14 protein-coding genes are annotated in these 14700 nt (G+C 61.7%); 2 read left to right on the top strand and 12 right to left on the bottom strand.

Going from position 1 to position 14700, the window contains the following annotated elements:
* Positions 1-28 precede the first annotated feature (28 nt).
* From CQ041_RS11710 to CQ041_RS11755, 10 genes are all read right to left on the bottom strand, one after another.
* Entirely contained in the window at positions 29-1216 is a 1188-nt protein-coding gene (locus tag CQ041_RS11710; RefSeq protein WP_105521997.1) for an ATP phosphoribosyltransferase regulatory subunit, read from the bottom strand.
* Between the two features lie 281 nt (positions 1217-1497).
* Positions 1498-2364 (bottom strand): protease modulator HflC, encoded by an 867-nt coding sequence (gene hflC, locus CQ041_RS11715; RefSeq protein WP_025857365.1) that lies wholly within the window; start codon positions 2362-2364, stop codon positions 1498-1500.
* Complete coding sequence (gene hflK / locus CQ041_RS11720; RefSeq protein ID WP_032893838.1) at positions 2364-3539, bottom strand: FtsH protease activity modulator HflK; 1176 nt, start codon at positions 3537-3539, stop codon at positions 2364-2366. Before hflK ends, hflC begins: the two co-directional genes overlap by 1 nt.
* A 96-nt stretch (positions 3540-3635) precedes the next feature.
* A complete protein-coding gene (gene hflX / locus CQ041_RS11725; protein WP_105521998.1) occupies positions 3636-4937 on the bottom strand; it encodes a ribosome rescue GTPase HflX in 1302 nt (433 codons plus the stop codon).
* A gap of 12 nt (positions 4938-4949) precedes the next feature.
* Positions 4950-5210 carry an RNA chaperone Hfq gene (hfq, locus tag CQ041_RS11730; protein ID WP_034105706.1) on the bottom strand — a complete coding sequence of 87 codons (261 nt, stop codon included), beginning with the start codon at positions 5208-5210 and terminating at the stop codon, positions 4950-4952.
* A 95-nt stretch (positions 5211-5305) separates the two neighbouring features.
* Positions 5306-6277, bottom strand: coding sequence for a tRNA (adenosine(37)-N6)-dimethylallyltransferase MiaA (gene miaA / locus CQ041_RS11735; protein WP_105521999.1), 972 nt, complete (start codon positions 6275-6277; stop codon positions 5306-5308).
* Positions 6277-8175: a DNA mismatch repair endonuclease MutL gene (gene mutL, locus CQ041_RS11740; RefSeq protein ID WP_163002064.1), complete on the bottom strand. Its 1899-nt coding sequence runs from the start codon at positions 8173-8175 to the stop codon at positions 6277-6279. Before mutL ends, miaA begins: the two co-directional genes overlap by 1 nt.
* A gap of 14 nt (positions 8176-8189) precedes the next feature.
* The gene (locus CQ041_RS11745; RefSeq protein ID WP_105522001.1) at positions 8190-9611 is read right to left on the bottom strand and encodes an N-acetylmuramoyl-L-alanine amidase; all 1422 of its coding nucleotides are present in this window, start codon (positions 9609-9611) and stop codon (positions 8190-8192) included.
* A gap of 15 nt (positions 9612-9626) precedes the next feature.
* Positions 9627-10097 carry a tRNA (adenosine(37)-N6)-threonylcarbamoyltransferase complex ATPase subunit type 1 TsaE gene (tsaE, locus tag CQ041_RS11750; protein WP_105522002.1) on the bottom strand — a complete coding sequence of 157 codons (471 nt, stop codon included), beginning with the start codon at positions 10095-10097 and terminating at the stop codon, positions 9627-9629.
* A complete protein-coding gene (locus CQ041_RS11755; protein WP_105522003.1) occupies positions 10085-10945 on the bottom strand; it encodes an NAD(P)H-hydrate dehydratase in 861 nt (286 codons plus the stop codon). Before CQ041_RS11755 ends, tsaE begins: the two co-directional genes overlap by 13 nt.
* Before the next feature lie 63 nt (positions 10946-11008).
* Between CQ041_RS11755 and queG the strand changes: the two genes are divergently transcribed.
* Complete coding sequence (gene queG, locus CQ041_RS11760; RefSeq protein WP_105522004.1) at positions 11009-12073, top strand: tRNA epoxyqueuosine(34) reductase QueG; 1065 nt, start codon at positions 11009-11011, stop codon at positions 12071-12073.
* On the opposite strand, the gene CQ041_RS11765 is transcribed toward queG, so the two are convergent.
* Complete coding sequence (locus CQ041_RS11765) at positions 12070-12687, bottom strand: trimeric intracellular cation channel family protein (RefSeq protein WP_177429386.1); 618 nt, start codon at positions 12685-12687, stop codon at positions 12070-12072. The genes queG and CQ041_RS11765 overlap by 4 nt on opposite strands.
* A gap of 181 nt (positions 12688-12868) precedes the next feature.
* Complete coding sequence (gene orn / locus CQ041_RS11770) at positions 12869-13411, bottom strand: oligoribonuclease (RefSeq protein ID WP_105522006.1); 543 nt, start codon at positions 13409-13411, stop codon at positions 12869-12871.
* A gap of 108 nt (positions 13412-13519) precedes the next feature.
* On the opposite strand from orn, the gene rsgA reads away from it, so the two are divergent.
* A complete protein-coding gene (gene rsgA, locus CQ041_RS11775; RefSeq protein WP_017734951.1) occupies positions 13520-14551 on the top strand; it encodes a small ribosomal subunit biogenesis GTPase RsgA in 1032 nt (343 codons plus the stop codon).
* Positions 14552-14700: the final 149 nt, after the last annotated feature.

The raw sequence follows: 14700 nt of genomic DNA on the forward strand, positions 1-14700 counted from the left end.
TGGTGCCGGCGATGGCCGGCAGGAAAACTCAAGAAGCCAGTGGCGATACTTGCCAAAGCCCGTTCTGCAGAATCAATTGCCGGTCGCAGTCCGCATCACGGGCGGCGGCCAATGGCTGGCCAGGCAACGCCTGGACAACACGCTGACCCTCACTGCGCAACTGGCAAACCTGCTGCCAGAGTGCTGCGTCCGTACTGTCGGGCATCCAGATGCCACCAGACGGCAGCTCGACCTCAGCACGCCCCAGGGTCACCAGGGTTTTCAAATCGGTGGAAAAGCCAGTCGCCGGACGGGCGCGACCGAAGTCGGCACCAATATCGTCATAACGACCGCCTTGGGCGATGGCCTGGCCAACACCCGGTACAAATACAGCGAACACCACACCGGTGTGGTAGTGATAACCGCGCAATTCACCCAGGTCAAAATACAGCGGCAGCTCAGGGAAACGCGCCGACAACTGCTCGGCAATCGCCAGCACGTCGTCCAATGCCGCCCGGACTGGCGCCGGCGCCTTGGCCAGTCGCTCACGCGCAGCCGCCAGCACTTCACGGCCACCGCACAGGTTGACCAGGGCACGCAGCATTTCGGCCAGGTCCGCAGGCACGCCTTCGGTCAGCGCGATCACTTCGTCGATGGCCTTGCGTTGCAGGGCATCGAACAACTGCTGTTCCACTTCACCGGACAAACCGGCCGCACGGGCGAGGCCGCGGTAGATACCCACGTGACCCAGGTCCATGTGGACATCCGGCACGTCAGCCAGTTGCAGCATGGCCAACATCAAGCTGATCACTTCGACGTCGCTGCTCGGGCTGGCATCGCCGTACAACTCGGCGCCCAGTTGAATCGGGCTGCGCGAAGAAGACAAGGCGCGCGGTTGCGCATGCAGCACGCTGCCGGCGTAGCACAGGCGACTCGGTCCTTCGCGGCGCAGGGTGTGCGCATCAATGCGCGCCACTTGCGGCGTGATGTCGGCACGGAAACCCATTTGCCGGCCCGATTGCGGGTCGATGACCTTGAAGGTGCGCAGATCCAGGTCCTGGCCCGCGCCGGTCAGCAGGGATTCCAGGTACTCGATATGCGGGGTCACGACAAACTCGTAACCCCAGCTCTGGAACAGATCCAACACCTGGCGACGCGCTACTTCGATGCGCGCAGCTTCTGGTGGCAGTACTTCTTCGATGCCATCTGGCAGCAGCCAGCGGTCTACCGTTGCCATTACGCCATTCCCCTTTGATCCGGGCGGCCAGCCCTCGGCCGAGCCTTGAGTGAAGCAGAAAATGCTCGTCGCCTGCATAAACCACGCGCAAGAGCGACGTGACGAACGGCCTGTAACCGGCCTCGTCGGGCACTTTCCTCGAAAAACCTGTCACGCCTGCCGAATCAAACATGCAGACGCAAAAAAGCCGGGAATTTCCCGGCTGCCGCATCATACACCCGTTTTCTGAAAGGATCACCCCGCCAGGCGTTTTAGCCGCCCGACGGAGTGCGTCCTACGAGTTACTTGGCTTTTTCCAGGTAGCGGAAGAAATCGCTGCTTGGGTCCAGCACCATGACGTCGGTTTTGTTCGCGAAGCTTTCACGGTAGGCGCGCAGGCTACGGTAGAACGCGTAGAACTCCTGGTCCTGGCCGTAGGCCTTGGCGTAGATCGCAGCGGCTTGAGCGTCGCCATCACCACGGGCCTCTTCAGACTCGCGATAGGCTTCTGCCAGCAGTACACGACGCTGACGGTCGGCATCCGCACGGATACCTTCAGCCAACTCGTTACCCTTGGCGCGGTGCTCACGAGCCTCACGCTCACGCTCGGTGCTCATACGTTCGAACACGCTGCGGTTCACTTCCTTCGGCAGGTCGATGGCCTTGACCCGGACATCGACCACTTCGATACCCAGCTCTTTTTCAGCCATGGTGTTCAGCGAACGGGTGATGTCTGCCATCAGCGCATCACGTTCACCGGACACTACCTCGTGCAGGGTGCGCTTACCAAACTGGTCACGCAGGCCCGATTCCAGACGGCGCGACAAACGCTCGTCAGCAATCTGCTTGAGGCCGGAAGTCGCAGTGTAGAAGCGCTCGGCATCCTTGACGCGCCACTTGGCGTAGGCGTCAACCATCACGGCTTTCTTTTCCAGGGTCAGGAAGCGCTGTGTCGGAGCATCCAGGGTCATCAGGCGGGCGTCGAACTTGCGCACCTGGTTGACGTAGGGGACTTTCACATGCAGGCCCGGCTGGACATCCGCCTGGACCACGCGACCGAATTGCAGCAGCACCGCACGCTCGGTCTGAGCCACGATGTAGAAGCAGTTCCAGGCAGCGATGACCACGACGACGCCCACAATCAGGGCGGTCAGCGATTTATTGCTCATCAACGACTCTCCCTGGTACGTGTTTGCTGTTGCAGCAAGTCAGCGGCCGCGCGGGCGCTCGCTTCGTTGGCAGCGGCATTCGAACCGGTGGACGGCGCGCCAGTGCCGCTACGACCACCTTCGATCATCTTGTCCAGCGGCAGGTACAGCAGGTTGTTCTGCCCACCCTTGCTGCCGGTCACGAGGACCTTGCTGGTGTTGCTGAAGACTTCCTGCATGGTGTCCAGGTACAGACGCTCACGCGTAACCTCCGGCGCCTTGCGGTACTCGGCGACCAGCTTGGTAAAGCGGTCGGCCTCACCCTTGGCGCGGGAGACCACTTCGTCGCGGTAACCGTTGGCATCCTCGAGGATACGCTGGGCCTGACCACGGGCTTCCGGCACCACGCCGTTGGCGTAGGTTTCAGCCTGGTTGCGCGAACGCTGCTCGTCTTCACGGGCGCGAATCACGTCATCGAAGGCTTCCTGCACTTCACGCGGTGCAGCTGCGCTCTGTACGTTCACCTGAGTGACGGTGATACCGGTGCGATAGGTATCGAGGAACCGTTGCAGGCGCTCCTTGATTTCGCTGGCCATCAATTCACGACCTTCGGTCAGCACCTGGTCCATCGCGGTAGAACCGACGACGTGGCGCAGGGCGCTTTCGGTAGCGTGTTGCAGGCTGATTTCCGGCTGATCGACGTTCAGCACGAAGTCCTGCAGGTTGCTGATCTTGTACTGCACGGTCAGCGGCACTTCGACGATGTTCTCGTCTTCGGTCAGCATCTGGCCCTGCTTGGTGTAGGCACGCTCACGCGTGACGTTCTCCATGTACTTCTTGTCGATCGGCGGGAAATAGATGTTCAGGCCCGGGCCGACAGTTTCGTAGTACTTGCCGAAGCGCAGCACCACGGCCTGCTCCTGCTCGTCCACGACGTAGACAGCGCTGTACAGCCAAACGGCTGCGAGCACGACAAGACCCAGGCCCAGCAGGCCGTAGCCGCCGCCCTTGCTTGTGCGACCACCGTCGTCACCACCACGTTTTTTTCCACCACCGAACAACCCATTCAGGCTTTCCTGCAGCTTTCGGAAGGCCTCGTCGAGATCCGGTGGCCCCTTGCGGTCGCCATTATTGCGGCGTTTACCACCCCAAGGATCCTGATTATTCGAGTTGCCACCCGGCTCATTCCAAGCCATAGCGCTCTCCATCTGATAAAGCAAAGACGCACCCACGGCGCGCCGACCAATGCTACAGAATGCCTGCTACTGCGGCACAACCGCTTTCGGAGGCTTTTATTGCAAAGTGTGTTGTTCGATGAACTCTGTCGGAACAACGCCTTCACGGCTGACCAGCCGATTCAGCTCCGCACGCGGCAATCGAACGGCCAGCAAGCTGACACCTTCTTCGTCGTGTTCTTCTTTCTGTACCGCGCCCAGTTCGAAGAACTGTGCACGCAGTCGAGCAAAACGCTGCGGCAAGCGCAAGGTTCCGACGAACAAATCGCCGCCGAGTAACTCGGAGATGGCTTGTTCGAGCAGTTCCAAGCCACTGCCATCGCGCGCTGACAGCCATACCCGTTGGGGCCTGCCGTTCTCGTCGCGCTGGATTTGTGGCTCAACGCCTTCAAGCAAATCGAGTTTGTTATAGACCTCGAGGATCGGCAAGTCCTGGGCACCAATCTCGCCCAGCACCAACATCACCTGTTCAATCTGCAACATGCGATCCGGTTCAGCCGCATCGATCACGTGCAACAGCAAGTCGGAATTGCTCGACTCTTCGAGCGTAGACCGAAATGCCTCGACCAGCTTGTGGGGCAAGTGCCGAATGAAGCCCACGGTGTCGGCCAGCACGATCGGCCCCAGGTCGGCCAGGTCCAGGCGGCGCAGGGTCGGATCGAGGGTGGCGAACAGTTGGTCGGCCGCGTAGACGTCAGACTTGGTGACGTTGTTGAACAGCGTGGACTTGCCGGCGTTGGTATAGCCCACCAGGGACACGGTAGGGATATCCGCACGGGAACGGCCACGGCGCGATTGCTCACGCTGGCTGCGCACTTTTTCCAGGCGACCCTTGATCTGGCGCAGGCGAACCCGCAGCAGGCGCCGGTCGGTTTCGAGCTGGGTTTCACCCGGGCCACGCATGCCGATACCGCCACCCTGACGCTCAAGGTGAGTCCAGCCGCGAACCAGGCGTGTGCTCATGTGGTCAAGCTGGGCCAGTTCAACCTGGAGCTTGCCTTCATGGGTACGGGCGCGCTGGGCGAAAATATCGAGAATCAGGCCGGTACGGTCGATCACGCGACACTCGAACACACGTTCAAGGTTACGTTCCTGACTGGGCGTGAGGACGTGATTGAAGATCACCAGATCGGCTTCTTCGGCGTGGACCAGGTCGCGCAGTTCCTCGACCTTGCCGCTGCCGATCAGGTATTTGGCGGTTGGCCGATGACGCGGCACGTTAAAAAACGCAACGGTCTCGGCGCCGGCCGAATTTGCCAACTCCTGAAACTCCTGCGGATCTTCGCGCGCCTCAGGGTCCTGTCCATCCAAGTGAACGAGAATTACCCGCTCACCACCACCGTGGCGCTCAAAGAACAAAGGAGACTCCTATCAGGCGTTACCTGGCTCAGCGTCAGCTACATCGTCACCGGCAGCGCTAGGCAGGCGGATTGGACGAACTGGAACCACTGTCGAGATAGCGTGCTTGTAAACCATCTGGCTGACGGTGTTTTTCAGCAGGATCACGAACTGGTCGAACGACTCGATCGTGCCTTGCAGCTTGATACCGTTGACCAGGTAGATGGAAACCCCCACTTTCTCTTTACGTAAAGTATTCAGGTAAGGGTCTTGTAGCGAATGCCCTTTTGACATGTGTCGCACTCCTTTAAGGATCAATAATAAAAAATCGGAAAAATAGATAGCTTATGGCCGTCACACCCCCAAGGATAGACGGCAATTGCAAGGACTCAGCTCAATATGGAGACCGTTCCCAAGTATTTCAAGGCGCGTGACAGATTGTCGCTGTCCAGGCTGTCCAGCCAGTGCAAATCGCTCCAGCTGCGCAACCAGGTGAACTGGCGCTTCGCCAATTGGCGCGTGGCGATGATGCCGCGCTCCTGCATTTCGGCTGACGTCAGCTTGCCATCCAGATGATCCCAGACTTGGCGGTAACCTACAGCACGTATCGAAGGCAGCCCCGGATGCAGGTCACCTCTTGAACGCAGAGCTACGACCTCGTCCACAAACCCCTGTTCCAACATAATTGTGAATCTTTGTGCAATTCGCTCGTGCAACACCTGGCGATTCGCCGGGGCAATGGCCAGATTCGCCACAGTATAGGGCAATTGTGACTGTCCAGATGCGCCTACATCAGCACTTTGCGCAGATTGTCGCTGGCGATGTTCAGTCATGGTCTGGCCACTCACACGCCAGACTTCCAGGGCCCGGGTGAGGCGCTGGGGGTCGTTGGGGTGAATGCGCGCGGCGGACACCGGGTCCACAGCCGCCAGTTGGTCGTGCAGGGCTTGCCAGCCAAGGCGTGCAGCCTCTTCTTCGAGTTCGGCGCGCACCTGGGCATCGGCTGGCGGCATGTCTGCCAGACCTTCCTGCAAAGCCTTGTAATAGAGCATTGTACCGCCCACCAGCAAGGGAATATTGCCCCGTGCGGTGATGTCGGCCATCGCAGCCAGGGCGTCGGTGCGGAAGTCTGCCGCCGAATAGCTCTCTGACGGATCGATGATATCGATGAGTTTGTGCGGATACTCAGCCAGCAGCGCCTTGGAAGGCTTGGCCGTGCCGATATCCATGTCCCGATAAACCAGCGCCGAATCGACGCTGATCAGCTCGCAGGGCAACACTTTGGTCAGCTCGATGGCCAGGTCGGTCTTGCCAGCGGCCGTGGGGCCCATCAGGAAAATCGCGGGGGGCAAGGCACTCATCAGCGACCGCGCAAGAACAGTTTGTCCAGATCGTCCAGGCCCATCTGGGTCCAGGTCGGTCGGCCATGGTTGCATTGGCCGCTGCGCTCGGTGTTTTCCATGTCGCGCAGCAGACCGTTCATTTCCGGCAGGGCCAAGCGCCGATTGGCGCGGATCGCACCGTGACAGGCCATGGTGCCGAGCAGTTCATTGATATGGGCCTGGATACGGTCACTGGTGCCGTATTCCATCAGGTCCGCGAGTACATCAGCCACCAGGCGGTTGGCTTCGGCCTGTTTGAGCAGCGCGGGAATCTGGCGGATGGCCAGGGTTTCCGGGCCCAGGCGCTGCAGCTCAAAGCCCAGTTTCTGGAATACGCTGACATGCTCTTCGGCGCAATCGGCCTCACGCTGGCTCACCGCCAGGGACTCGGGCACCAGCAATGGCTGGCCGCTGAGGCCCTCGCTGGCCATGGCGACCTTGAGGCGTTCGTACATGATCCGCTCGTGGGCGGCGTGCATGTCCACCAGCACCAGGCCGTGGGCGTTTTCCGCCAGGATGTAGATACCCTTGAGCTGCGCCAGTGCGTAGCCCAGCGGCGGAATATCACCGCCCCCCTCCGGCAACGCGACCGCCGCACCCTCAGCCCCCGGCAACGGCGCAAAAAACTCGCGATAGGCTGCCTGGGCTTCAGCCACCGGCACTGCCGATTGCGGACGCGGGGTGTACTGATACTGATAACCTGCGCCCGCACCCGAACCGGGTGCGGCATACGAGGGTTGCGGCTGCGGCGATTGCAGCAGGTTGCCGGCTAGGCTCATCTCGCCCTGGGGGCCGAACTCACCGGCCTCCGGCCCGCTTGGCCGCACGACCGCCGTGACGATCGGCGCAGACAGCTGATCGTCCGGGCGAACATCGCCCAGTGTGCGGTGCAGGGTGCCGTAGAGGAAATCATGCACCATGCGCCCATCACGGAAGCGCACTTCGTGTTTGGTCGGGTGCACGTTGACGTCCACCACCGACGGGTCGACCTCGAAGAACAGCACAAAGGTGGGGTGGCGACCGTTGAACAACACGTCGCGATACGCCTGGCGCACCGCGTGGGCCACCAGTTTGTCGCGCACCGCACGGCCGTTGACGAAGAAGTATTGCAAGTCCGCCTGACTGCGGGAGAACGTTGGCAAACCCACCCAACCCCACAGGCGCAGGCCGTTGCGCTCGATTTCAATCGGCAACGCCTGCTCCAGGAACCCGCCGCCGCAGATGGCCGACACACGACGTGCACGGGCAGCGTCGTCGTTGGCTTCATGCAGGCTGAGGATGGTCTTGCCGTTGTGCCGCAGGTGGAACGCCACGTCAAAGCGGGCCAGGGCCAGGCGCTTGATGACTTCCTGCAGGTGATCGAATTCGGTTTTTTCAGCCTTGAGGAATTTGCGGCGCGCCGGGGTGTTGAAAAACAGGTCGCGCACTTCCACCGAGGTGCCCACCGGGTGGGCGGCCGGCTGGACCCTTGGTGCCATGTCGCGACCTTCGGTTTCCACCTGCCAGGCCTGTTCGGCGCTGCGGGTGCGCGAGGTCAGGGTCAGGCGCGCCACCGAGCTGATGGAAGCCAGGGCCTCACCACGAAAGCCCAGGCTCATCACCCGCTCCAGGTCTTCCAGGTCGCGAATCTTGCTGGTGGCGTGACGGGCCAGGGCCAGCGGCAGGTCATCGGAAGAGATGCCACTGCCATCATCCCGTACCCGCAGCAGCTTGACGCCGCCCTGTTCCACATCGACATCGATGCGCTTGGCACCGGAGTCGAGGCTGTTTTCCAGCAACTCCTTGATCACCGAAGCCGGGCGCTCAACCACCTCGCCTGCGGCAATCTGGTTGGCAAGGCGCGGGCTGAGGAGTTCGATGCGCGAGCCGTTGCTCAAGAGGGACTCGCTCATTACTGCGCCGCCAATTCAGTGCCGGGAATGCTCAATACCTGGCCGACTTTCAACTCATCGGTCTTCAGGTTGTTGGCACTGCGCAAGGTAGCCGCCGAGACCTGGAAACGGACCGCCAGCATGGCGAGGGTGTCGCCGGGCTGTACGCGGTGGTCGCGCGGCCCCTGGGCGATCTTGCCGGAGTCGCGCAGCCAGGCGATGTAGGTACCCGGCGGTGGGTTCTGCTGGAAGAACTGCCGCACGCCGGCGCTGATAGAGCGCGCCAGCGCCTGTTGATGGCTGGCACTCGCCAGCTTGGAGGCTTCGTTGGCGTTGGAGATAAACCCGGTTTCCACGAGGATCGACGGGATATCCGGCGACTTCAACACCATGAACCCGGCCTGCTCCACGCGCTGTTTGTGCAGCGAGGTCACCCGGCCGATATTGCTCAAGACCTTTTGGCCAACGTTCAGGCTGGAGGTCAGCGACGCGGTCATCGATAGGTCCAGCAGCACGCCAGCCAGCATCTTGTCCTTGTCATCCAGGGACACGTTGCCGGCACCGCCGATCAAGTCCGAACGGTTTTCACTGTCAGCCAGCCAACGGGCGGTCTCGGACGTGGCACCGCGATCCGACAGGGCAAACACCGAGGCGCCGAACGCGGCGGTGGACGGTGCGGCGTCGGCGTGAATCGACACGAACAGGTCGGCCCCCTTCTTGCGGGCGATCTCGGTGCGGCCGCGCAACGGAATGAAGTAATCGCCGGTACGCGTCAGCTCGGCGCGGTAGCCTTTCATGGCGTTGACCTGGCGTTGCAGCTCGCGGGCGATCGCCAGTACCACGTCTTTTTCGTGCTGCCCACGGGAGCCCGAGGCACCCGGGTCTTCACCGCCGTGGCCGGCGTCGATCACCACGATAATGTCGCGTTTGCCAGCCGGCGCGGGTGGCGGAGGTGGCAACTTGACCTGCGGCTGCGCTGGGTTGACCGGCACAGCGGGAACCGTCGCAACGCTAGGCGTCGGTGCCGGCGGCGGGTTGGCGTCGGCGGCGTTGTCGAACAGGTCGACCACCAGCCGGTTGCCGTACTGCGCGTTGGGCGCCAGCGAGAAGCTTTTGGGGGTCACGACCTTTTTCAGGTCGATCACCACGCGCAGATCGGTCGGCGTGCGCTGGGCCGAACGCATCGCGGTGATGGGCGTATTGGCGGTGGACACGTTCAACGGCCCGGCCAGGGTCGCACCGTTGATGTCGATCACCAGGCGATCAGGCGCCGTCAAGGTAAAGACGCTGTGCTGGACCGGGCCAGACAGGTCGAACACCAGTCGCGTGTTATCCGGCGCTCGCCACAGGCGCACACTCTTTACCTGTGAAGCAGCCAGAGCATTGACAGTCATTGCCGCAAGCAACACCCCCACGACAGCAACCAACGCGCGAAAGCGCATACCTAACCCCACCAATTATTTGAATTCCAGTGCCAAAGCGGCGCACCACGACTGGCCTCGCGCGCTCTGGGGCAACAACTGCAACTGACGTCCTGTGTCATGCGGCGTAATGGTAATGGTCAGGTCCGGCTTTGGCAAAAAGCCTGTGCCTTTATCTGGCCACTCGATCAGGCACAACGCATCTTCATCGAAGTAATCCCGGATGCCCATGTACTCCAGCTCTTCAGGATCCACCAGGCGATAGAGGTCGAAGTGGAACGCTCGCACGCTACCAATCTCGTAAGGCTCTACCAGCGTAAACGTCGGACTCTTTACCGCCCCCGCATGGCCTAGACCGCGGATGATTCCCCGTGACAGCGTGGTCTTGCCCGCGCCCAGGTCACCTTCAAGGAAGATCAGCCCCGCCCCATCCGTGACCTGGGCGATGCGGTGGCCAAAAGCGACCATGGCCTCTTCATCGGCCAGCAACAGAATTACTTCAGACACGGCGACTGTTCCTCGAGCAATTGACGAATGGCAGGTATCAGGTCACTGGCAGCCAGCCCGCGACCAAAGGTGCCCTGGCGATCGCCCGCCGTCGCGTGCAGCCACACGGCCAGGCAACTGGCTTCGTAGGCGTGCATGCCCTGCGCGAGCAAGGCGCCCACCAGCCCGGCGAGGACATCGCCCAGGCCTGCCGTGGCCATCGCCGGATGGCCTTGGTCACATCGGGAAACACGTCCGTCCGGACTGGCAATCAAACTGCCGGCGCCCTTGAGAATAGCCACTGCATTGAAAGTCTGGCTCAACGCGCGCGCCACCTTAAGCCGATCAGCCTGAACCTCGGCTGTCGAGATCCCCAGCAACCGTGCAGCCTCGCCCGGATGCGGGGTGATCACGCTGTTGGCCGGCAGGCTCACGCCGCCCTTGGCCAACTGGTTCAGCGCGTCGGCGTCCCACACTTGCGGCTGGCCGGCGTTGGCCGCCACGGACAATAAGCTCTTGCCCCAGGCGGCTTCGCCCAGGCCCGGCCCGATGACGATCACCGAGATTTTTTCCAGCAGGCCCATCAGTTGGTTGGCTGAACTCACGCCCAGGCTCATGACTTCCGGCAAGCGCGCCAACGCGGCGGGCACATGCTCCGGGCGCGTCGCCAGGGAGACCATGCCGGCACCACCGCGCAGCGCACTTTCGGCGCTGAGCAGCGCGGCGCCGCCAACGCCCCGGTCGCCGCCGATCACCAGCAGCTGACCGAACTGGCCTTTATGGGCATCCGGGGAACGTTCGGCCAGTTGCGGCAAATGGCCGTGCAACAGTGGCTGTACGTCGGTTATTGCGTGTTTTGTCTGCGGCATGCGTCTTCAAGCTCCGATGTCTGGCAGAATTATACCCATCTAACCTGTGGTTTCCCGTGTCTCATGCCCGCTATTACCTCCGATCTGCCCGCCCTCGCCCAATCGATCAAAGACTGGGGCCGCGAGCTGGGCTTTCAACAAGTCGGCATCAGCGGCCTGGACCTGGCCGAGCATGAGCAGCACCTGCAGCGTTGGCTCGATGCGGGCTACCACGGCGAGATGGACTACATGGGCGCCCACGGCAGCAAACGCTCCCATCCGGACGAACTGGTACCGGGCACGTTGCGCGTGGTCTCGCTGCGCATGGACTACCTGCCCGGCGACACCCAGATGGCCCAATTGCTCGCCCAACCGGAAAAAGCCTACATCTCCCGCTATGCCCTGGGCCGTGACTACCACAAGCTCATCCGCAAGCGCGTGCAGCAACTGGCCGATCGCATTCAGGCGCAGATCGGCCCGTTCGGCTTTCGCGCCTTTGTCGACAGCGCGCCGGTGCTGGAAAAAGCCATCGCCGAGCAGGCCGGACTGGGCTGGATCGGCAAGAACACCCTGGTACTCAATCGCAAGGCCGGCAGCTACTTCTTCCTCAGCGAACTGTTCGTCGACCTACCCTTGCCGGTAGACGCCCCCCACAGCACCGAACATTGCGGCCGCTGCACCGCCTGCCTGGACATATGCCCCACCAATGCTTTCGTCGGCCCCTATGTGCTGGACGCGCGACGCTGTATTTCCTACCTCACCATCGAGCTCAAGAACGCGATTCCCGAGAACTTGCGCCCACTGATCGGCAATCGGGTATTTGGTTGCGATGACTGTCAGATCGTTTGCCCGTGGAATCGTTTCGCCCGGCCTACCGGTGAAAGCGATTTCAAGCCACGCCACAATCTGGACAACGCCGAGCTGGCCGAACTGTTTCTGTGGGACGAGGATAAATTCCTCAGCAGCACTGAAGGCTCACCCCTGCGCCGGGCGGGTTATGAGCGCTGGTTGCGCAACCTGGCGGTGGGGCTGGGCAACGCGCCATCCAGTATTCCCGTGCTGGAAGCCTTGAAGGCGCGGCGCGATTACCCCTCGGAACTGGTGCGCGAACACGTTGAATGGGCGCTGAACCAGCACGCCACGCGTTAATGCACGTCGTCGTTGTAGACGAACTTGGGCATTTCCCAGTGAAAACGGATCGCCAGCAGGCGCAACAGGAAACCACTGAACAGCGTCAGCAGGATGGACTGGTCGGCAGGCAATTCCAGGTAAAGGCACAGGATGTAGAACCACGCCGCCAGGAAGGACACGCTGGCGTACAGCTCGCGCCGGAAGATGAGCGGGATGTCGTTGCAGAAGATGTCCCGCAGGATGCCGCCAAAGACACCCGTGATCACGCCACTGACCGAAGCCACCAGCATGCCGTGGCCCATTTCCAGGGCGGTCATGCAGCCGATCAGGGTAAAGGCCACCAGGCCCACGGCGTCCAGCGCCAGGAACAGCGAGCGCAAGCGGCGCATCAACGGGGCGATGAAGATCGTCACCAGTGCCGCGATCGAGGTGAGCACCAGGTACTCCGGGTGCTTGACCCATGTCAGCGGGTAATGCCCCAGCAGCACGTCACGCACCGAGCCACCGCCCAACGCCGTCACACAGGCGATGAGCACCACGCCAAACCAGTCCATGCCGCGCCGCCCGGCAGACAAGGCGCCGGTCATGGCTTCAGCGGTGATGGCGATGAGGTAGAGCATCAGCAACATGATGGCGATCCTTGCGATTAGGCCGGCAGTCTAATCATTTGCTGATGGCACCAAAAGAGGGCGCTGGGCGAAAGACCGAGTCGCCTGCATCGGGGGCAAGCCCCCTCCCACATTTGGACTAGTGAATACATTCAACTGTGGGAGGGGGCTTGCCCCCGATAGCATCAGACCAAGCCCCGCTCAATCACGCCTTGATGAAATGTTTGCGGTAATGCTGCAACTCGGCAATCGACTCGCGAATATCATCCAGCGCCAGATGCGTGCTGCCTTTATGGAAGCTGTCTTTGACTTCCGGCGCCCAACGCGCCGCCAGCTCTTTGAGCGTCGACACATCCAGGTTGCGGTAGTGGAAGTAGCTTTCCAGCCCCTTCATGTGGGTATAGAGGAACCGGCGATCCTGGCAGATGCTGTTACCGCAGATCGGCGACTTTCCCTTCGGCACCCACGCTTCCAGGAAGGCGATGGTCTCGGCTTCGGCTTCAGACATGCTGATGCGGCTGTCACGCACGCGCTGGGTCAGGCCGGAGTTGCCGTGGGTGCGGGTGTTCCACTCGTCCATGCGCGCCAGCACTTCGTCGCTGTGGTGGATGGCGATCACCGGACCTTCGGCCAAGGTATTGAGGTTGCTGTCGGTGACAATGGTGGCCATCTCGATGATGACATCGTTGTCGGGGTCCAGACCGGTCATTTCCAGATCGATCCAAATCAGGTTCTGTGGGTTTTGCATGGCTTGATTCTCTTGGCACCTTGGCGTAGCTGCGCAGTTTAGCAGGCGGGGGCGTGCTAGACTCGCGACCGTTTTACCCAACCTTTGCATTATCGACACGGAACACCAATGGCCAAACGCCAGCTCAATCGTCGCCAAAACTGGCGCATCGAAAAGATTCAGGGTGAACGCGCTGCCCGCGCCGCCAAACGTGAATCCTCCGCCGTGGAAGCGCTTGAAGGCGGCGACCTGGGCCCCGAACAGACGGGCCTGGTGATCGCGCACTTTGGCGTACAAGTCGAAGTCGAGGCGCTGGAAGGCGAACTGGCCGGCCAGGTTTTCCGCTGCCACCTGCGCGCCAACCTGCCGGCGCTGGTCACCGGCGACAAAGTCGTGTGGCGCGCCGGCAACCAGGGTATCGGCGTGATCGTCGCCCAACTGCCGCGCACCACCGAACTGCGTCGCCCGGACAGCCGCGGCCAGCTCAAGCCGGTAGCGGCCAACGTCGACATGATCGTGATCGTGTTCGCGCCGCTGCCAGAGCCTCATGCCAACTTGATCGATCGCTACCTGGTAGCCGCCGAGCATGCCGGTATTCGCCCGCTGTTGCTGCTGAACAAATTCGACCTGATCGACGAGCAGAACGCGCCGGCGCTCAACGCGCTGCTGGCGGTGTATCGCACCCTGGGGTACCCGGTACTGGAAGTGTCGGCCCACCACGGCAACGGCATGGAACAGCTGCAACAGCAGTTGGACGGGCGTATCAGCGTGTTCGTCGGGCAGTCGGGCGTGGGTAAATCCTCGCTGGTCAACAGCCTGCTGCCGGAAGTCGATACCCGCGTGGGCCCGCTGTCGGAACTGTCCGGCCAGGGCACCCACACCACCACGACCGCGCGGCTATTCCACTTCCCCGGTGGCGGCGAGCTGATCGACTCCCCAGGCATCCGCGAATTCGGCCTCGGCCACGTCAGCCGCAGCGATGTGGAAGCAGGCTTCATCGAATTCAACGACCTGATCGGCACCTGCCGCTTCCGCGACTGCAAGCACGACCGCGAGCCTGGCTGTGCGCTGCTCAAGGCCCTTGAAGATGGCCGCGTGCAGCAACAGCGGATGAACAGCTATCGGTCGATTATTGCGAGCCTGCCGGAGAGCAGTTACTAACGTGCGATTTTTTGATACAGATAAATGGCACTACGAAGTGCCCTAGTCCATTGATTTAACGGGCGCTGACATCAAGAATTCGGCACAACTGGGCGGCTCCTCGACGCAAGCCAGCTTGAATTGGAAACTCCTGATGCTCATAATCGCTC

Origin of the sequence: Pseudomonas sp. MYb60 (assembly GCF_002979555.1) — a bacterium.
GTDB lineage: Bacteria > Pseudomonadota > Gammaproteobacteria > Pseudomonadales > Pseudomonadaceae > Aquipseudomonas.

Bases quoted from the DNA above. Each gene is read 5' to 3' on its own strand.
- CQ041_RS11755 (WP_105522003.1), bottom strand. From the start codon at position 10,945: ATGCCGCAGACAAAACACGCAATAACCGACGTACAGCCACTGTTGCAC.
- hflK (WP_032893838.1), bottom strand. From the start codon at position 3,539: ATGGCTTGGAATGAGCCGGGTGGCAACTCGAATAATCAGGATCCTTGG.
- CQ041_RS11710 (WP_105521997.1), bottom strand. From the start codon at position 1,216: ATGGCAACGGTAGACCGCTGGCTGCTGCCAGATGGCATCGAAGAAGTA.
- hflC (WP_025857365.1), bottom strand. From the start codon at position 2,364: ATGAGCAATAAATCGCTGACCGCCCTGATTGTGGGCGTCGTCGTGGTC.
- orn (WP_105522006.1), bottom strand. From the start codon at position 13,411: ATGCAAAACCCACAGAACCTGATTTGGATCGATCTGGAAATGACCGGT.
- rsgA (WP_017734951.1), top strand. From the start codon at position 13,520: ATGGCCAAACGCCAGCTCAATCGTCGCCAAAACTGGCGCATCGAAAAG.
- queG (WP_105522004.1), top strand. From the start codon at position 11,009: ATGCCCGCTATTACCTCCGATCTGCCCGCCCTCGCCCAATCGATCAAA.
- hfq (WP_034105706.1), bottom strand. From the start codon at position 5,210: ATGTCAAAAGGGCATTCGCTACAAGACCCTTACCTGAATACTTTACGT.
- CQ041_RS11745 (WP_105522001.1), bottom strand. From the start codon at position 9,611: ATGCGCTTTCGCGCGTTGGTTGCTGTCGTGGGGGTGTTGCTTGCGGCA.
- miaA (WP_105521999.1), bottom strand. From the start codon at position 6,277: ATGAGTGCCTTGCCCCCCGCGATTTTCCTGATGGGCCCCACGGCCGCT.